The 19,553-nt window shown below is 69.8% G+C and carries 11 protein-coding genes and 1 CRISPR repeat array; of the genes, 2 read left to right on the forward strand and 9 right to left on the reverse strand.

Annotation, left to right across the window (positions count from 1 at the left end; all coding sequences use genetic code 11):
* Positions 1 to 57 precede the first annotated feature (57 nt).
* Positions 58 to 7,879: a CRISPR direct-repeat array (repeat unit 29 nt; unit sequence GTCCGCCCCGCGCCAGCGGGGATGAGCCC).
* A gap of 754 nt (positions 7,880 to 8,633) precedes the next feature.
* The 6 genes from P0D62_RS03445 to P0D62_RS03470 form a co-directional block, all read right to left on the reverse strand.
* Positions 8,634 to 10,085, reverse strand: a complete 1,452-nt coding sequence (locus P0D62_RS03445; RefSeq protein ID WP_275701220.1) for an ATP-binding protein — start codon at positions 10,083 to 10,085, stop codon at positions 8,634 to 8,636.
* Positions 10,086 to 10,118: 33 nt separating this feature from the next.
* Entirely contained in the window at positions 10,119 to 11,003 is an 885-nt protein-coding gene (locus tag P0D62_RS03450) for a class I SAM-dependent methyltransferase (protein WP_275701221.1), read from the reverse strand.
* 304 nt (positions 11,004 to 11,307) lie between these two features.
* Positions 11,308 to 12,732 (reverse strand): heparan-alpha-glucosaminide N-acetyltransferase domain-containing protein, encoded by a 1,425-nt coding sequence (locus P0D62_RS03455; protein WP_275701237.1) that lies wholly within the window; start codon positions 12,730 to 12,732, stop codon positions 11,308 to 11,310.
* A 208-nt stretch (positions 12,733 to 12,940) separates the two neighbouring features.
* Complete coding sequence (locus tag P0D62_RS03460; RefSeq protein WP_275701222.1) at positions 12,941 to 13,603, reverse strand: response regulator transcription factor; 663 nt, start codon at positions 13,601 to 13,603, stop codon at positions 12,941 to 12,943.
* Positions 13,600 to 14,868: a sensor histidine kinase gene (locus P0D62_RS03465; protein WP_275701223.1), complete on the reverse strand. Its 1,269-nt coding sequence runs from the start codon at positions 14,866 to 14,868 to the stop codon at positions 13,600 to 13,602. The genes P0D62_RS03460 and P0D62_RS03465 overlap by 4 nt, the downstream gene beginning before the upstream one ends.
* A 127-nt stretch (positions 14,869 to 14,995) precedes the next feature.
* Entirely contained in the window at positions 14,996 to 15,595 is a 600-nt protein-coding gene (locus P0D62_RS03470) for a pentapeptide repeat-containing protein (protein ID WP_275701224.1), read from the reverse strand.
* A 59-nt stretch (positions 15,596 to 15,654) separates the two neighbouring features.
* Here P0D62_RS03470 and P0D62_RS03475 point away from each other — a divergent pair, with 59 nt between their 5' ends.
* Positions 15,655 to 16,860, forward strand: coding sequence for an aminotransferase class I/II-fold pyridoxal phosphate-dependent enzyme (locus P0D62_RS03475; protein ID WP_275701225.1), 1,206 nt, complete (start codon positions 15,655 to 15,657; stop codon positions 16,858 to 16,860).
* On the forward strand, positions 16,857 to 17,018 hold the full coding sequence (locus P0D62_RS03480) for a hypothetical protein (protein WP_275701226.1): 162 nt from the start codon (positions 16,857 to 16,859) through the stop codon (positions 17,016 to 17,018). The genes P0D62_RS03475 and P0D62_RS03480 overlap by 4 nt, the downstream gene beginning before the upstream one ends.
* 166 nt (positions 17,019 to 17,184) lie before the next feature.
* On the opposite strand, the gene P0D62_RS03485 is transcribed toward P0D62_RS03480, so the two are convergent.
* The 3 genes from P0D62_RS03485 to P0D62_RS03495 form a co-directional block, all read right to left on the reverse strand.
* Positions 17,185 to 17,850, reverse strand: coding sequence for a response regulator (locus tag P0D62_RS03485; protein ID WP_275701227.1), 666 nt, complete (start codon positions 17,848 to 17,850; stop codon positions 17,185 to 17,187).
* Positions 17,850 to 18,755: a sensor histidine kinase gene (locus P0D62_RS03490; protein ID WP_275701228.1), complete on the reverse strand. Its 906-nt coding sequence runs from the start codon at positions 18,753 to 18,755 to the stop codon at positions 17,850 to 17,852. The genes P0D62_RS03485 and P0D62_RS03490 overlap by 1 nt, the downstream gene beginning before the upstream one ends.
* A 269-nt stretch (positions 18,756 to 19,024) precedes the next feature.
* Complete coding sequence (locus P0D62_RS03495; protein WP_275701229.1) at positions 19,025 to 19,285, reverse strand: hypothetical protein; 261 nt, start codon at positions 19,283 to 19,285, stop codon at positions 19,025 to 19,027.
* Positions 19,286 to 19,553 lie beyond the last annotated feature (268 nt).

The raw sequence follows: 19,553 nt of genomic DNA on the forward strand, positions 1-19,553 counted from the left end.
GCCCCGCGCCAGCGGGGATGAGCCCTGACGCTGAAGGTGCAGGACGCGACGGATGAGGTCCGCCCCGCGCCAGCGGGGATGAGCCCACCACGCAGGCCTGGGCCCTACCAAAGCCCGCGTCCGCCCCGCGCCAGCGGGGATGAGCCCGCGAGTTCGCCCGCAACATCACCGAAAGGGAGGTCCGCCCCGCGCCAGCGGGGATGAGCCCGGGCGAGTGCTCATCCGGGGTGGCGCTCCCTCGTCCGCCCCGCGCCAGCGGGGATGAGCCCGATCCGCACCACATGCTGGGACTGGTGGACCGGTCCGCCCCGCGCCAGCGGGGATGAGCCCATCCCGACCCGCGTGGGTGGCCGCTATCTGTGGTCCGCCCCGCGCCAGCGGGGATGAGCCCGCCAAGACGGCACCGGCCGATGCTGCTGGCAGGTCCGCCCCGCGCCAGCGGGGATGAGCCCGTTTGTCGGATGTGCTGGCCGGGATTGATGCGGTCCGCCCCGCGCCAGCGGGGATGAGCCCCGGATGGGTGGATGCTGCGGGCAACTCCTATGGTCCGCCCCGCGCCAGCGGGGATGAGCCCGCACCCGAGTTTGCTCATCCATGGACGGGATGGTCCGCCCCGCGCCAGCGGGGATGAGCCCTGCTGGCACAGCCACGTGAGCAGGTACAGCACGTCCGCCCCGCGCCAGCGGGGATGAGCCCGCTGGAGCAGCTCCAGCGCCTGCTCGAGTGTGGTCCGCCCCGCGCCAGCGGGGATGAGCCCGTGCCCTCACCCGCTCCATGGACCGGCATGTGGTCCGCCCCGCGCCAGCGGGGATGAGCCCCGGGAGCACGCCCGGCGAACTGGCGTGGACGAGTCCGCCCCGCGCCAGCGGGGATGAGCCCCGGCCTAACAGCGAACCGGCCCACAGATCGTAGTCCGCCCCGCGCCAGCGGGGATGAGCCCGCATGATTTCGCCCGGGGTGACGGAGACGCCGGTCCGCCCCGCGCCAGCGGGGATGAGCCCGGACTGCGGATCACCGAGACCCTGGGCGCGCGGTCCGCCCCGCGCCAGCGGGGATGAGCCCTTCTTCGTAGACAATCCAGTCCCGGAGCCTCGGTCCGCCCCGCGCCAGCGGGGATGAGCCCGGACGGGCCGGCCCCGGCGCCAAGTACCGGATGTCCGCCCCGCGCCAGCGGGGATGAGCCCCGCCGCCGCATCAGCCTGGAAGGAGATCCAGAGTCCGCCCCGCGCCAGCGGGGATGAGCCCGTGTGCGATGCGACCCATGCTTGGGTAATGGAGTCCGCCCCGCGCCAGCGGGGATGAGCCCTACCGCCGAAATCGACGCCTTCTTGTGCTCGAGTCCGCCCCGCGCCAGCGGGGATGAGCCCTTCGGGAGGTAGTCGGGCATCTCAGGCCTCCTTGTCCGCCCCGCGCCAGCGGGGATGAGCCCCCATGACTCCCAACTCAGTGCCATCGGGAACCGTCCGCCCCGCGCCAGCGGGGATGAGCCCCTCGTCGACTTCCATCTCCTGGGTCGAGAGAGGTCCGCCCCGCGCCAGCGGGGATGAGCCCCGGCCACGCCGTCTTCACCTCACCAGCGGTCTGTCCGCCCCGCGCCAGCGGGGATGAGCCCCTTCCAACACTGGAAGCGGCCGGAACTGCGCGGTCCGCCCCGCGCCAGCGGGGATGAGCCCTGTTCCGGTGGGTGGGTGGATGCTGGGGTTCCGTCCGCCCCGCGCCAGCGGGGATGAGCCCCGACCTGGATGTGCGACCTCTGCGGACATGTGGTCCGCCCCGCGCCAGCGGGGATGAGCCCGGGTTCTCGATCGGCGTGAAGCGTCCCTGTCCGTCCGCCCCGCGCCAGCGGGGATGAGCCCCCCCGCATGCGCGGGGAGAGGGTGACAGGTGAGTCCGCCCCGCGCCAGCGGGGATGAGCCCCACACCGCACCAGCCGGGCGCTCCTCCCGATCGTCCGCCCCGCGCCAGCGGGGATGAGCCCCTGTTCCCGTAACTGCTGAATCGATCGTGCCTGTCCGCCCCGCGCCAGCGGGGATGAGCCCGTCGTCTCCCCACCATCACGCGGCGCCGAGTGGTCCGCCCCGCGCCAGCGGGGATGAGCCCCGCACCAGGGTGGTATCCGTGGGTCTTGAGGCGTCCGCCCCGCGCCAGCGGGGATGAGCCCCGGTGCCTTGTTGAGCGTGGCACGTTCGGTCGGTCCGCCCCGCGCCAGCGGGGATGAGCCCCGGTGTCGGCCGCGTACTGCTCCAAACAGGACGTCCGCCCCGCGCCAGCGGGGATGAGCCCCCCGAACCGCCCGTCGGGTGGCAGCATGTTGCGGTCCGCCCCGCGCCAGCGGGGATGAGCCCGGGTCACCGTCGGTGACCGTCATCCGCACCAGGTCCGCCCCGCGCCAGCGGGGATGAGCCCCTGATCGTGGTCGTGTGGCAGGAGATCCTTGGGTCCGCCCCGCGCCAGCGGGGATGAGCCCTCCTCCGACCGGTAGGCGGCAGCCCGGGGCAGGTCCGCCCCGCGCCAGCGGGGATGAGCCCCCTCGCTCACTTCGCCCACGCTTACATGACCAGTCCGCCCCGCGCCAGCGGGGATGAGCCCACGGCCTCGAAATTCACGATAACCCAAGGGGTCCGCCCCGCGCCAGCGGGGATGAGCCCACCGTCAGGTTCGAGGTGCCCTCCACCATGTTGTCCGCCCCGCGCCAGCGGGGATGAGCCCAATGTCCGCGGTGCCGATGCCCACCAGCTTGTGTCCGCCCCGCGCCAGCGGGGATGAGCCCTCCTCGCCGCCCAACTCGACGTCCAGCGGTGGGTCCGCCCCGCGCCAGCGGGGATGAGCCCGCCACGGACACGATCGCCGCGGCCCCGTCGGAGTCCGCCCCGCGCCAGCGGGGATGAGCCCCCGACGGTGGTCCTCCGATGAGGCCCCTGTCCGTCCGCCCCGCGCCAGCGGGGATGAGCCCGTGTGCGATGCGACCCATGCTTGGGTAATGGAGTCCGCCCCGCGCCAGCGGGGATGAGCCCCGGCGCCGGTCAGCCCCGCGAGGAGGCGTGGAGTCCGCCCCGCGCCAGCGGGGATGAGCCCCCCTGCCCGTCGTCGCGCACAAGGGCCCCAACGTCCGCCCCGCGCCAGCGGGGATGAGCCCTCCCGGCAGCAAACCCGCATGCCCCACCTGCCGTCCGCCCCGCGCCAGCGGGGATGAGCCCCGCGCGTGCGATCTGCTCGTCGTGGTAGCGGAGTCCGCCCCGCGCCAGCGGGGATGAGCCCTCCGAGCCCGTGGTTGAGTGACTCGGCCAGGGGTCCGCCCCGCGCCAGCGGGGATGAGCCCTCGCGGGCATCGGTGGACTCAGCGATCGTTCGGTCCGCCCCGCGCCAGCGGGGATGAGCCCTCCGAGCCCGTGGTTGAGTGACTCGGCCAGGGGTCCGCCCCGCGCCAGCGGGGATGAGCCCTGTGGTGGGTGGCGAAATCGATGCAGGCTTGGGTCCGCCCCGCGCCAGCGGGGATGAGCCCGAGGGTGGGGGCAACGGCACCAACGTCGACGGTCCGCCCCGCGCCAGCGGGGATGAGCCCTGGGCCGAGGTCTGCGGGGTCAGATACCCGACGTCCGCCCCGCGCCAGCGGGGATGAGCCCCGGCGACGGCGTCCGGTTCCCTTCCCCGATCGGTCCGCCCCGCGCCAGCGGGGATGAGCCCACCATGGGTAAAAGACGGCGCCCCGGGGAGATGTCCGCCCCGCGCCAGCGGGGATGAGCCCAGCCCGGATTTCGTAGTGGGTGCGGGTGCGGGGTCCGCCCCGCGCCAGCGGGGATGAGCCCGGTTCGCGGTCGTCTCTTGCTCGTGACATGTGGGTCCGCCCCGCGCCAGCGGGGATGAGCCACGACCGGCAACATCATGGGCCACGGGCTCATGGTCCGCCCCGCGCCAGCGGGGATGAGCCCCTCGACCCCACCGCCCTCATCGCCTCCGGAGCGTCCGCCCCGCGCCAGCGGGGATGAGCCCTGTCGGCACGGCTGTCGGCGGGCTCAGAGCTGGTCCGCCCCGCGCCAGCGGGGATGAGCCCTCCTATGCCGACTGGTCCTATCGGGCCGAGATGGTCCGCCCCGCGCCAGCGGGGATGAGCCCTGCGCACCCAAGGAGATCTCATGACCCAACTGGTCCGCCCCGCGCCAGCGGGGATGAGCCCGATGTGAGGTCACCCATGGGGCCACCTATGGGGTCCGCCCCGCGCCAGCGGGGATGAGCCCGATCCGCGGTGCGGGCTCGGTGGGGCCCCAGTGTCCGCCCCGCGCCAGCGGGGATGAGCCCCCCTAGTCACAGTGCGTTTCGCCGCTTTCGGTGGTCCGCCCCGCGCCAGCGGGGATGAGCCCCTTTACCGTGCGCACCTTGAGGGACTCGCGGTGTCCGCCCCGCGCCAGCGGGGATGAGCCCCCGGTCATCACGACCAAGCGGGTCACTCGCCCGTCCGCCCCGCGCCAGCGGGGATGAGCCCGCAGCACATCGGAGGCGTCGATGCTGATCTCGGTCCGCCCCGCGCCAGCGGGGATGAGCCCGTCCCTGGCCTACTGTCCGTCAATCAAGGACGGTCCGCCCCGCGCCAGCGGGGATGAGCCCCGACCCCCTTGATCGGCAGCCTGGCGAGTTCAGTCCGCCCCGCGCCAGCGGGGATGAGCCCTGCGCACCCAAGGAGATCTCATGACCCAACTGGTCCGCCCCGCGCCAGCGGGGATGAGCCCGCCACCAACTGGCCACCCGCTGCGGATTCAGCGTCCGCCCCGCGCCAGCGGGGATGAGCCCCGCTGCCGACCTCAAAACCTGGCGCATCCACGGTCCGCCCCGCGCCAGCGGGGATGAGCCCGAGTTGCTTGAAGCTGGACATGCCGGCGACAAGTCCGCCCCGCGCCAGCGGGGATGAGCCCCGTCCCTTCGGGGACATGGAGCGGTTCGGGTGGTCCGCCCCGCGCCAGCGGGGATGAGCCCGAGCCCCTGGCCCGCGACCTCTACAGCGCAACGTCCGCCCCGCGCCAGCGGGGATGAGCCCACCAACGGCGATACGCAGTCCATCTACCCGTGGTCCGCCCCGCGCCAGCGGGGATGAGCCCACGAACTCGAGCACGCCCACCGCGGCCCCGTGGTCCGCCCCGCGCCAGCGGGGATGAGCCCTCGACGCGGGCGCTGGACGGCCAGCAGACAGAGTCCGCCCCGCGCCAGCGGGGATGAGCCCGCCGCCACCGCTGCCCTGGTGACCGGCCCCCAGTCCGCCCCGCGCCAGCGGGGATGAGCCCGGTCGCGCCGCTGCCGGTCGTGACGTCGATCGGTCCGCCCCGCGCCAGCGGGGATGAGCCCCGCCCTCAAACCGGGGTTCGAGCCGATCGTGGGTCCGCCCCGCGCCAGCGGGGATGAGCCCTTTCTCGGGGTCGAGATGCACGGTGGTCTGCGGTCCGCCCCGCGCCAGCGGGGATGAGCCCTGGCCGGCAGAGGCCTGGATGATGCTGGACGGGTCCGCCCCGCGCCAGCGGGGATGAGCCCCGGGTGACCCGTGGTCCGCCCACTGCGCGGAAGTCCGCCCCGCGCCAGCGGGGATGAGCCCCAATCGGCCAACTCGACCACGATCGGCTTCACGTCCGCCCCGCGCCAGCGGGGATGAGCCCTGATCGACCTCAAGGGCGGTGAGCGGATCCACGTCCGCCCCGCGCCAGCGGGGATGAGCCCGTGGTCTTCGCGCTCATTGGTCGCCCCGAACAGTCCGCCCCGCGCCAGCGGGGATGAGCCCTGGGCGCCTCACGTGCACGGTGTCCCCCTGCCGTCCGCCCCGCGCCAGCGGGGATGAGCCCGCTCAGATCAAGCCGCTGGAAGAGTTCGAGGAGTCCGCCCCGCGCCAGCGGGGATGAGCCCGCACACCGAGGCGCGGGCTGGATCCCGGACGGGTCCGCCCCGCGCCAGCGGGGATGAGCCCATCTTCTTCACGCCGTCGGTGATCTTCGTCAAGTCCGCCCCGCGCCAGCGGGGATGAGCCCACCCACCAAACGAACCTGCGCGACGACATGGAGTCCGCCCCGCGCCAGCGGGGATGAGCCCTGGCCGGCAGAGGCCTGGATGATGCTGGACGGGTCCGCCCCGCGCCAGCGGGGATGAGCCCCCGGCGCGAGGGATCAAGGTAGCGCGCGACGAGTCCGCCCCGCGCCAGCGGGGATGAGCCCCTCGCCGTCGGACTCAGCTTACTGGGCGTCGGGTCCGCCCCGCGCCAGCGGGGATGAGCCCTGGAGCAGACGGTGGACGGCCACCAAGGCAGCGTCCGCCCCGCGCCAGCGGGGATGAGCCCCGCGAGGTTCCTCTTCGCTTGCTTCGTGGCCTGTCCGCCCCGCGCCAGCGGGGATGAGCCCGAGTTGCTTGAAGCTGGACATGCCGGCGACAAGTCCGCCCCGCGCCAGCGGGGATGAGCCCTTGTACAAGTCAAGATGCGCGGCTTTCCCCGTGTCCGCCCCGCGCCAGCGGGGATGAGCCCTCGAGATGAGCCTTAACGAGACCGACGACGGAGTCCGCCCCGCGCCAGCGGGGATGAGCCCCTCCAAGCAGATAGAGCATGAGGGGCCCCGAGGTCCGCCCCGCGCCAGCGGGGATGAGCCCTCTCCCGGGCTGGCACCATCGGGCGATCGATGGTCCGCCCCGCGCCAGCGGGGATGAGCCCATCGAGCAGGAGCCCGCCGACTGGATGGACGAGTCCGCCCCGCGCCAGCGGGGATGAGCCCGCGGCCGCCGGGCCACGGTTCGCCAACGCGTTGGTCCGCCCCGCGCCAGCGGGGATGAGCCCCTGTCCAATGGGTTGCGCATGGTTATTGGTTCGTCCGCCCCGCGCCAGCGGGGATGAGCCCGCCGACTCCTCCCGCCTCGCGATTAGCTTCCTGTCCGCCCCGCGCCAGCGGGGATGAGCCCCGGGCCCACTCCGCTGCAGACACGAACCGGCACGTCCGCCCCGCGCCAGCGGGGATGAGCCCTCCTCGAGCTGCATGATCGGGAACACCCCGACGTCCGCCCCGCGCCAGCGGGGATGAGCCCGCCACGGACACGATCGCCGCGGCCCCAGCAGAGTCCGCCCCGCGCCAGCGGGGATGAGCCCGATAGCCACCCTACATCACCCCTACCCCGAAGGTCCGCCCCGCGCCAGCGGGGATGAGCCCGGCCTCACACAGCCCGAGTACGGGCAGACGGTGTCCGCCCCGCGCCAGCGGGGATGAGCCCTGGGTCATCGCGATGGACGCGATTTCGGCGGAGTCCGCCCCGCGCCAGCGGGGATGAGCCCAGCACCATCGGACCCGCAGGCATCGAACTCGTAGTCCGCCCCGCGCCAGCGGGGATGAGCCCCGGCAGCGGTCCTCCTGCCGTGCCGGCGGTGCGTCCGCCCCGCGCCAGCGGGGATGAGCCCCTCGACGAATTTGAAGGCGCGAACGACGACGCGTCCGCCCCGCGCCAGCGGGGATGAGCCCTCAGGGCGCTGTCGCCATCGCCAGCACCACAGGTCCGCCCCGCGCCAGCGGGGATGAGCCCCCGATTACCACTACCACGGAGAAAGCACCGGAGTCCGCCCCGCGCCAGCGGGGATGAGCCCTACGTCGTTCCCGGCACCGCAAACGGTGCGGTGGTCCGCCCCGCGCCAGCGGGGATGAGCCCCGCACCGTGTCGCTGGTGCCGGTCTCGGGTGCGTCCGCCCCGCGCCAGCGGGGATGAGCCCAGAATCGCCGGCCGCACGGCACACATCACTACGTCCGCCCCGCGCCAGCGGGGATGAGCCCCCGGATACGACACATGTTCGTGTGTGGGTGACGTCCGCCCCGCGGCAGCGTCGGGCGGGTCGACAACGGCGGGTCCGGCTCGCGCCAGCGGGGATGAGCCCACGATCGGATTCGTGCGATCGTTCCGGAAGGCGTCCGCCCCGCAACCTGCGGGGACTATCCACCAGACAACGAGACACCATGATTGCGCGGCGCAGGCCACCCGAACGATGGGGTTAACCATTCAGTCCACTGGTCGTCTGCTCTGCTCCATCAGGAGTGCGGGTTACAGTGGAGACCAGATGAAGTTGCGCTTCTGCCTCGCGGGAGTCGGCAGCCTCATTCTCGGCGCGCGGGAGTCCATGTCCGCCTGCGACTGACCATCAACTCTGTTCTAAACCGCGAGATCTCTACCGGTACCGTCGGAACATGAGCGCCGCATACCTTGCCTCCCTCGGAACCAGAGGGCGTCTCGTCGTTCCTGCCGAGCTGCGAGCGCGTCAAGGGTGGGAACACGGTACACCGCTTCTGTTCATCGAGACACGCAATGGTGTCGTGCTCAGGACACGAGAGCAGGCGAAACGCTCTCTCCGCGAGCAGCTTGCAGGCAAGAGCCTGGCCGACGAACTGATCGTGGAGCGCAGGGCTGTAGCCCTGCAGGATGACACTGGCGATCGCCCTTGACACCTCGGGCCTGCTGGCGATTCCGCAGGGCGAGCCCGAGGCAGACCTGACCGAGGACGCCGTCATCGACGTGGCGGACTGGGCCTAGCAGCACAGAAGGTCACGCCAGGCGTGCTGACCGGGGCCACCGAAGCACTCCTCATGAGCTACAGAGTGGCCAACAGACACTGTGCTGCGCGATCGTTGGCCTGCCTATCGCCACGCGCCGATCAAATCTGCGGCCGACAAGGCGAGATCAGCTTCTCGCGGGGCCCGCCCCGTCGGGCAGATCGCGATCAGCTTCGCGTCGGCCGCACGCGGCACGCGCTCACGCGTGGCAGCCAGCTGCTCAAGCTCTCGCGACGTGACGCCTCCACGGGAGCGCCACTTGATCGTCCCGATCGCGGCCGTCGTCGTTCGCGTCGCAGCCACCACGTCTACCTCGACGCTGTTGTCCCGCACCCACCACGGGAGCACCGACTCGACGTCCGCAAGGGCCGGCTCGACAAGGGCCAAGCGCTCAACGCTCTGGCGCACGATCGGCTCGACGCTCTGCCCTCGCCAGGTGCTCCAGTCCCGCTCGAAGGCGGCGACAACCAGGTCGGATCGTCCGCGGGCGATCCGTTCGACATTTCGCTCGACATAGCGGAACCAGAACCGCAGATAGGGGTCGGTGACGCGGTAACGGCGCAGCCGCGACGAGGGCTTGGCCCATGCCGGTTGCTCGCGCTCGACCAGCCCCTTGACCTCGGCAAGAGTCTTGAGCGACCTCGTCAACGCCGTCTCCGCCGTCTTCCTGGAAGCCCCCTCCCCCAACTCGCCCAGGATGTCGCTGTAACCAGGATCAACGGTGTCGTTGGCGCCAATCGCCGAGAGCACCTGATAGGCCGCCTGCGGGTCGGGGAACTCCGCGTCGAGACTCAGTCGCGCAGTGGTCACGAGCGGGCTGTACTGATCCTGGAGTGCCAATCTGACGTAGTCACCGACCGATTCGTGCCGCGCCAGATCCGTCACCAGCCGCGGATACCCTCCGGTGACCAAGAGGGCGTCGAAGACCTCCTCCGCCGGACTACCGGGCAACGCCTCGACGATATCCGCCGGACTCAGCGCAGAAACCACCAGCGGCGTCAGCCTGCCGAACAGGGGCCGGCCATGATGCGACAAAGCGTCCATCATCGCCACGTCCGAGCCGATCAGGATCAGCAGCACAGGCAGCCCTTCCAGTACGCGGTCCCATTGCGCCTGGAGCTCCCCTTCCAACGAGACATCGCCTTGAGTGAGCCACGGAAACTCGTCTAGGACAACAATGATCGGTCCGCCACGAGCTGCCAGAGCAATCCTGCCCAGCCACTCTCGCCATGACGAAGCCGTCGTCGCAGACAGGAGCGCGTCGTCGGGCAGCGGATGTCGGGCCTCCTGGATCGCGGCCGTCGCTGCAGCCAGTTGCTGCGACAACGGTGCGCGATAGACCCCGGACACAAAGACATAGGGCGTCTCCGCGTCCTGCACGAACCTTTCCACCAAGGTCGACTTGCCCACTTGGCGCCGCCCACGGATGGCCAGCATGCGACCGCGCCCCGAATCGCTCACCACCGAGAGGTGCTCGCCAAGCCGGCGTAGCACCTCGCGGCGCCCGAAGAACCCCGAGGCCTTCTTAACATACATGGGACGTATCATACATCCGATGTATGTTATAGATTACGGTTTGCGGGCGACCACTGTGAACGTCACGGGCACGCGCTGGCGCTCCGGTCCAGGCCAGGCGTACCCGCCGTCGATCTCCTCCATACGCGGGCTGAACTGCCACGGCAGAACCGTCCCCTCGTCGAGACGTTCGATGCGCAAACCCGCTCCGATCAGCGCGTTGACCACCTCCGACAACGGATGCGGCCACTCGTAGGTGCGCGTGTGAGCGACGGTGCCCTCACCGAGATAGGTGCCTTCGTCGTCCCACACCTGGGCGGAACCGTCGCCGAAGTACCGGTAGACGGTGCGCAGATCCGGCGCGTTCTCGTCGAGAGCGAACATCGCCTGGTGCCCATCCCGGATGTAGAACAGGCCACCGGGTCGGAGAACGGCGGCGATCTGGGCAGCCCACCGGTCGAGGTCATTCAGCCAGCAGATCGCTCCGATCGAGGTGTATACGACGTCGAAGTCGGCCGTCGGCGCGGCGCCGCGGGCGACGGCGTCGCGAACCGCAGCGGCGGCGTCGAGGACATCGGTCTCGACCCAGGCCGCCTCGACGCCGTATCGCGCGGCGAGGCGCGAGGCCGAAGCCAGGGCTGATGGGGAGAAGTCGACGCCGGTGACCCGGGCCCCAGCCCTGGCGAACGAGACGGTGTCAGTGCCGATGTGGCATTGGAAATGGCAGAGGTCCAAGCCATCGACGGTGCCACCAGGCAGGAACGGAGCCATCGCCGCAAGGTCGTAGGTGACCACGTCGCTCAGCTCTTCTTCGATGGTCCCGGACGCTACGCCGTACCCCACCTCGTGGATCGGAACGCGGTCTTCCCAGTTCGCGAGGTTCGCAGCACGACCCTCCTCCCAGGAGACGTGGGCTATCCGGTCCTGTGGGTCACTCATGGCGCCCATGCTAGCCAGAGTCGTCGCCGAGGTTTCCGAGCGAGGGTGCGGACGACGGTCTATGGCGGGTCAGTGCCTCAGGTCACGCCTGCTCTTTTCGAGGCTTCGGCTCTGGGGCTCGTTCCTCGCCCCGCTGCCTCCGCACCTCAAAGAGCGTGCGCTGGCTAGAGCCCTCGCTCTGTACGTCCTGCACAGTGCGACCAACCAAGCCAGCTATAAATTCAGGACACACGACCTGGCGAGAAGTTTGCGCCCAGCTTTGCGCCTGCTCTTTTCGAGGCTCGGCCGCGAGCGGCCTCGCACCTCAAAGAGCGTGGGTGTGGGGGCGGGGTTCGCGGGCAGCGGCGGTGCCGACCCGGGCAACGAAGCGCTCGAGCGGCCCCTTGCCCCACAGGTTTGACCACACCAATGTCGCGACGCCGATCACCACGCAGGACCACAGCCACACCGACCCGCTCGGCATCATCATCCCACCGGGCCCGCCACCCATGACCGACACCGAGACGACGTGCACCGCGTAGGCCGTCAACGGCATCGACCCAAACGCCGCAAGCGGCAACAGCACCCATCGCAGCCGGCGCGCCGCCAGCAGGCACAGCCCCAGCACCGCGAGCGCGAAGCCCGACGACCCCACGATGTCCAGCACCCCACCCGAATGCGGAGACGAGTTCGTCACCGCCGCGAACATGCTCTCGCCGATCGACGCCCAGTCGAGCTGTTCGAAGTAGTCGTACTCGTCACCGCTCCACTCCCCCGACCCCGATCCCGACGACGCGAAACCGTCCCCGTCCTGCATCGACGACGCCGCGTCGTCCCACGGCATCGACGACACACTCGGCGCCCCTGTCCCGAAGTCGCCGTACATCGCGTCTGGATAGCAGGAGACCGACGGCCCGTCGTCATAGACCTCGCACGTGTAGCCCGTGAGATCCACTTCGGAGCCGGGCTTGACCTCGTAGCCCCATTCGGAACCGCCGGGATCCCACGAGATCTCCTCCCCACGGGGCGCCGCGAACGAACCGAGTCCGTACCCCACGAATGCGAGGACCACGCCGACGCCGAGCAGGATCGCCGCCGTCTTCTCCCTGTCGATGCGGAGGCGCCCCACGCCCATGCCGATCAGCAGATATGCCACCCACACCGTCCCCGGGTAGAGGCCGAACACGAGGAAGGAGAGCCCCGCACCCCAAGCGCCCATGGAGAGAGCCTGCAGGAGCGCCAGCACAGGCGGCCCGACCAGCGCCAGCACTCCGCCCACGACGAGCAGCTTCTTCGCGTTCCAGTGCAGGAACGCCGTCGCGATCACGAAGAGCGCGCCATAGATCGGAAGAATCACACCGATGGGCGTGCCGAACAGCTCGAGGACGACGCCGATGAGGAACACCGCCGCGCCGCGTCCGACCAACCGCAGGCGCGCCGGAGGGATCTGTTCGGGCGCGAGCAGAGTGGATCTGCCGGTCACGAGACTCACGGAGACGCCCGCGAGAATCGCGAAGAGCACCGACGACCGGCCGTGCACCACGCCAAGCCAGGTGGAGGGGTCGGTCCAGACGAGGTCCGGCGCGTTGCCGACGTGGGCGCCGATCATGCCGATGATCGCGAGCGCCCGGGCCACGTCGACGCCCATCACGCGAGGGGGTCGGCCGAAGCCCTTCCACCACGCGACCACGCGGCGGGAGCGCGGGGGACGAACCACCCACACCTCTGGTTTGAGCACCACATCCTGCATCACGGACCCGCCTCTCTGGATTCGGTGAGAGAAGCATGGACGCCCACGGCAGGACGTGACCAGAGACCGCAGACTCGCCCCGTCGCAGTCACATCAGACGCTCGTCTTGACGAGCCCGCCGCACGGTGACGCCGTGGCGCGGTGGACTAAGGGATGCCCGGAACAACGGTCGTCAGTCCGGTCATGCACCGGCGACGAGGTGCGGCCGTCAGGGGGTGACGAAGCGGGACTCGTAGGCGAAGATCACCAACTGCACGCGGTTGCTCAGGTTGAGCTTGGACAGCATCGAGCGGACGTGGCTCTTCACCGTCGCCTCGGAACAGAACAGACGCTGGCCGATCTCCAGGTTGGACAGCCCCTCGGTGACCCCCTCCAGCACCTCCAGCTCACGCGCGGAAAGCAGGCCGATCCGGTTGTCCTTGGTGCCGCGCTGCGAGACGTAACCGGAGACGACGCGAGCCGTGACGGCGGGATCCAGCACGGAGTCGCCGTTGGCCACTCGACGGATGGCCGTCAGCAGCAGCTCCGGCTCGACGTCCTTGAGCAGGAATCCCCCCGCACCGGCGGCGAGCGCGCCGGCAAGGTAGTCCTCGTCGTCGAAGGTGGTCAGCACCAGGCAGACGGTGTCCTCAAGCGACGGGTCGGCCTCAATGGCGGCGATCGCCCCGATGCCGTCCAGATGCGGCATCCGCACGTCCATCAGCACCACGTCGGGCTTGGTGCGCCGCACCACGTGCACGGCCGCCCGGCCGTCCTCGGCGTCGCCCACCACCGTCATGTCCTCCGCGTCGTCGACGATCATCCGCAGGCTGTAGCGGATCATGGCCTGATCGTCGGCGATCACCACCCGCAGCGGGCGCTCCATCGTCATGCCCCTATCCTCCTCTGCGCGATCGGCAACTGCGCGACGACCCGCCACCCGTCGTCCAGCGGTCCCGTCATCAGCCGCCCGCCGACGCCCTGCGCGCGCTCCCGCATGTGACGAAGCCCATTGCCCTCGCGCTCGGGATCGTCGCCGTCGTCGGCCACGACGGGACCAGGGTCGGTCACGGTGATCGTCAGCAATCCGGGCGCGACCAGCACATCCAGATCGGCCGACGTGGCCCCGGAGTGCAAAGCGACGTTGGTGAGCGCCTCCTGGGCGATGCGCAGCGCCGCCTCGTGCACGGTGCCCGGAACCCGCGGCATCGAACCATGAATGACGAGCCGCACATCCAGCCCGCCGCCGCGTAGACGCTCGGCCACCTTGTGCAGCGACTCCCCCAGGTCGGCGCTCTCCGCGTCGGTCCGCAGGACGGCCACCATCTCGCGCATCGCCGACAGCGACTGCTTCCCCTCGTCGACGATCCACCCCAGCGCTTCACGTGAAACCTCCGGCTTGGCGCGTCCGATGTGCAGGGCTGCCTGCGCCCGCACCACGATCGCGGTGACGTGATGGGCGACGATGTCGTGCAGGTCGCGCGAGATGCGGTTGCGTTCGGCCGTGACCGCCCGCTCGGCCTCGATGCCCTGGAGCGCCAGCAGCTCGGCGTTGCGCTGTTCGAGCTCGGCGCGGGTCTGATCCAGATGCCTCATCGTCTGGCCGAGCACGACGGCGAACACCGTCACCGCGAGCAGCTGCGTGAGCTCCGACAGGTCGATTGTCCACAGGTCTGGTCCATAGAAGGCCGGGAACAGTCCACCGCCGATGGGCATCGCGTCCACCAGGATCCGAAGGACAAGAGGAAGGCCGCTGTAGAAGAGGAACACCGTCGCCACCACCGACCAGATCAAGGTGGCCAGCCACCCCATCAAACCGGTCTTGATGAGGATGAACGCCGCGACGGCGATCGGCAGCAGATGGATCAGCGCCGGCGTCGCCGAGGATCCATGCGGCACCGGTGCCTGCAACAGCGGATAGACGATGAGCGCCAGCACCATCGCCACCTTCGGGTTGAGACGTCGAAGCGCGAGAAGCGCTCCCGTCGTCGCCACCGCCCACTGATAGCCGCGCAGCACCTGCAGATACGGATACCACCACGTCGTCTCCGACAAGAGATGGAGCGCGAGGCATCCGCCCGCACCGACGATCGCGCCGAGCACGACATCCAGCACCACGCCCGAGCGGGGCGTGCGGGGCGCGGCGGCGATGGTCACCGTCTCACACTAATGCGACCCTCCTCCGGCCTGCGTCAGCCCTAGGGCGGGAAAGCCCTGACCGCGGGGACGATGCGTCCTCCGTCGGAACCCCGAGAGGCCATGAGAATTCTGTGGAGACGACGCCCTAGTCGACGCGGATTCCGAGGATGGCCGCCAGGTCGGGAGCCAGGTGGATCACCTGCTCACCGCTGAGCGCCAGGCCGCGCAGGCCATCGGGGTTGGATTCCAGCGCGGCGACCTGGGCCCGACGCAGGTCGACGCCCTGGCAGCGGGCGTTCGACAACGCGATCTTGCCGATCGTGGAGCCTGGAAACCGCACCTGCTTCAGCTGAGCGTCGGCCAGGTCGATCTCTTCGATGGAGCAGTTCTCGAACCGCACGTCGTTCAGTCGCGACGCACGCAGGTTGAGATAGCTGATCTTGCAGCCGACCAGCCGCACGCGGGTCCAGAGCCCGCCTGGCGCCGAGACCCCGCCCAGGCGGGAGTCGGAGAAGAGCACGTCTTGAAGGACGGAATCGGACAGGCCGAGGTCGGGCGCGTTCGCCGACGAGAACTGCACGTCGATGAAGCGGCAGCCGGTGAACCGCGAATCGGAGAACGTTGCTCCAGAGAACCGCGAGTCCAGAATCCGCAGGCCGTGCTCGTCGGCCTCCGAGAAATCCACCCCGTCGGCGTCGACGCCGTCGATCTCGTCGCCGTCCAGCAGGTCCGTCCAGGTCGTCATGGGGTGAATCTACCGACTCGCTCCCCCACTCCCGTCGAGGTGGCGGATACCGTGGGGGCATGTCACATGCTGAACCTTGGCGACGGGCCGCGGCGGGAGCCGGACTGCTCGGCGCCGACGGCTCCCTCGCCACGACGATCTTCGCCGAGATCACCGCTCTGGCTGTCTCCACCGGCGCGCTGAATCTGGGTCAGGGTTTCCCCGACGACGACGGGCCGGCACAGGTGCTCGACGCCGCCCGCGAGGCCATCGCGACGGGCGCCAACCAGTATCCGCCGGCGCGCGGAGTCTCGGCTCTGCGAGAGGCCATCGCGGCCCACCAGCACCGGTTCTACGGCCTCGACGTCGACCCCGACACCGAGGTGCTCGTCACCATGGGCGCCACCGAGGCTCTGACGGCGACGCTGCTGGCCTTCGTCGAACCCGGCGACGAGGTGGTGGTGTTGGAGCCTTACTACGACTCCTACGCCGCCATCATCGCGCTCGCCAGCGGCGTCTTGCGCCCGGTCCCGCTGCGGTTCCCCGACTTCCGCCCCGACCCCGACGAGCTCCGCACCGCCGTCACCGACCGCACTCGCATCATCCTGATCAACACGCCCCACAACCCCACCGGCATGGTGCTCAACAGGGACGAGCTGGAACTGATCGTCGACCTCGCGCACCAGCACGACGCGCTCATCGTCGCCGACGAGGTCTACGAGCACCTCACTTTCGACGCGTCCCACCTCTCACCCACGCACTTGCCGGGCGGCAAGGAGCGCACGGTGTCGATCTCCTCGGCCGGCAAGACTTTCTCGGTGACCGGCTGGAAGATCGGCTGGCTCACCGCTCCCGCCAGCCTGGTCTCGGCCATCCTTGCCGTCAAGCAGTACCTCACCTTCGCCGGCGGATCCCCCTTCCAACCGGCGATCGCCGCAGGACTCGCTCTGCCCGACGAGTGGTTCGCCCGCACCCGAGCCAATCTCCAGGCCCGCCGCAATCTGCTGGCGCACGGCCTGAGGAGCGCAGGCTTCGACGTGGCCCTCCCCCAGGCCGGCTACTTCATCGTCGCCGACGCCTCGACGCTCGGCGTCACCGACGGCGCCGCCCTCTGCCGCTCGCTCCCCTCCGACGCGGGCGTGGCAGCGATCCCGCTCACGGCCTTCGCACGTCCCGAGCGCACCGACCTCGCCCCGCTCATCCGTTTCGCCCACTGCAAGCGCGTCGACGTGCTCCGCGAAGCGTGCACCAAGCTCGCCGAGTGGGCGCACCGGGTGACCGCGTGAAGATCGACATCGGTAGCTATGAGAAACTCGCGCCGTCGGCCGAGGCGCTCGCGCTTCAGACTGACAGCGCGCAAGAAAGGCCACCAGGTAGCAGGGATCTCAACCGCTCTGAAAAGACGATTGCGCGGATGAGCATGATGCTCATCCGCGCATTCTGACCGGCCTTGGGAACCTCCCCCGAGGCCCCTGACCGATCTGCGTCCAGCCTCCCCCGCTGTGACGCACGCCCCCGGCGATAAGCCCATCCTTCCGCGATGACAACCGCGCCGCGTCAGCCAACAGCGGTCATCCGCATACCCCATTGGGATGACCTCCGCCCCGTCATCAGGGCAGCGCGTCCTGCGGGTGGACGAAGCCGCTGCGGTAGGCGAGAGCGACGGCCGCCGCACGATCGCGCGAACCCGTTTTCAGCAGGATCCGCGCGACGTGCGTCTTGACCGTCGCCTCGCTCAACACCAGCTGGTCGCGGATCTCGGCGTTGGACATGCCCATCGCCACCATCCGCAACACTTCCTGCTCTCGGGGTGTGAGCAACGCCGCCACGTCGGTGCTGATGGCACCGCGTGGACGCACCCGCTCCACCAGACGAGTCACGGCAGCGGCGTCGAGCCAGGTATCCCCCAAGGACACCCGGCGGACCGCATCCGCGATCTCAGTGGGCGACGCGTGCTTGAGCAGGTAGCCGCTCGCCCCAGCTTGTAGCGCTTCGACGACGATGTCCTCGTCGTCGAAGGTCGTCATGATCAGCACCCGGACCAACTGGTCGGAGTGGCCCTCGGCAACCAGCTCGCGGGTGGCCGTCACCCCGTCCATGCCGGGCATGCGCACGTCCATCAGCACGACATCGGGCTTGAGGTCGCGCACTCGGGGCAGCGCCTCGACGGCCGAATCGGCGTCGCCCACCACCTTCATGTCGGTCTCGCCGGAGAGCAGCATCTTGATGCCGGCGCGAACCAGCGGCTGATCGTCGACGATGAAGACGGAGATCATCAGCTCACCCTTGGGACCAGCGCGCGCGGCCGCTGGGCCGGCAGATGGGCGTGTAGCAGATATCCGTCGGCGGTGGGTCCAGCCTCCAGGCTGCCGCCGCTGACGCTCACCCGTTCGCGCAAGCCGACCAGCCCGAAGCCGCCGCTGGGAGCCTTCGACGAGCCGAGCCCGCTGGTGTTGCGCACCGTGATCGCCAGGTTCTGCGGCATCCAGTCGAGGACAACCGTCACCCGGGCTCCGCTACCGGCATGTTTCATCACGTTCGACAGACCCTCCTGCACCACACGATAGACCGTGTGACTGATGCTGGGGTCGAGTTCGACAGGCTCCCCGGAGATCTCGAAAATGACGTCCAGCCCTGCGGTCCTGGCGGAGTCGACGAGCTCCCCGAGCTGCCCGACGCCGACGGCTTTCAGTTCCGCGTCTTCGGACTCGCGCAGCATCCCCAGCAGGCGGTGCAGCTCACGCATGCTTTGCTCAGCCGCGCTCTGGATGCTGCCGAGCGCCTCTTCGAGTTCTTCCTTCGACGCTCCCCCGCGCGACAGCCCCGCTCGGGCGCCGGCTGCTTGCAGCACGATGCCGGTGAGGCTGTGTGCGACGGTGTCGTGGATCTCCCTGCTGATCCTCAGACGCTCGGCCACCAGGGCCTCCGCCTGGGCATCCTTCGCCCAGTCTCGCTGGGTAACGAGTCGACGTTCACCGCGAGCAAGTGCTCTGCCGGCGAACCACGAGGCCAGCATCGGGAGCACCCAGAGAATCGTATTCAGCACCAACAGCGTCGGCTGATTCCAGTTCGGGAGAGACGAAACCAGGTAGAAGTTGACGCCTACCGGCACGACAGACCCCGCGAGCGCGACCATGGCGACCCTTCGGGGCGTCAGCCAGGCCATCAAGAAGAGAGCCACGAGGTGCCCTCCGAAGCACATGACTCCGGGGACCAGCAGGCCACCGAACGAAAGGACGACGAGAGCGATATAGCCCGGTAGTGGCGAGCGCCATATCGCCAAGAAGGAATATCCAACCACTGCAACAATGACGATCACCCAGGCGTTGACGTGGTCACCGCTCCAAGCTTCGGTGTCCCCCCGCCACATCCATAGGTCGAATACCAGCGCGGCGAGTGCGAGCACGACTCGCACCACGCGCTGGTTACTCGAGATACGTATTACTACAATTATCGGCAGCCTTTCATCCTCGGGAAGAGCGCGCACCACCAAGGAAGGGAGTCGCTCTCATCAGCCGTGGTTCCACCCTCCGCCGACGCCCCCATCTGGAGAACGTGAGGGACGACGGGCGGCAGCGGGTTGCCGGTGACCGCCACCGAACCCGCCGGCAGCTCCAGCAAGGTCCACTGATCGGCTCCGTCCATCGCCTCATGCACGGCCTCGGCCTCCACCCACGCCTCTCCGACCTGGGCACTGAGCGGTGTCGTCAACCCGCCTGTCTGAACGACGACGGCGTCGGGGCGAACAGCCCATCCGACGACGCTCGTTCCGGCCGAGTCGCGGACGGCGACCTGCTGGGCGGCGCTGGAGTTAGAGATTCCGCAGGTAGGTGCGTGTCGGTGACGTAGGACAGGCACGAGTCTCGGTAGGAGAGGTGGTATCTGACGCCGCTTCTTCCCCGAGGTACTCGTGCCTGCACTGCCATCTTTCATCATGAACCCGCTATGGGACCAGTTCGCCGCGCTGATCCCCGAACAC

This window comes from Tessaracoccus caeni (assembly GCF_029211185.1).
Lineage (GTDB): Bacteria > Actinomycetota > Actinomycetes > Propionibacteriales > Propionibacteriaceae > Arachnia > Arachnia caeni.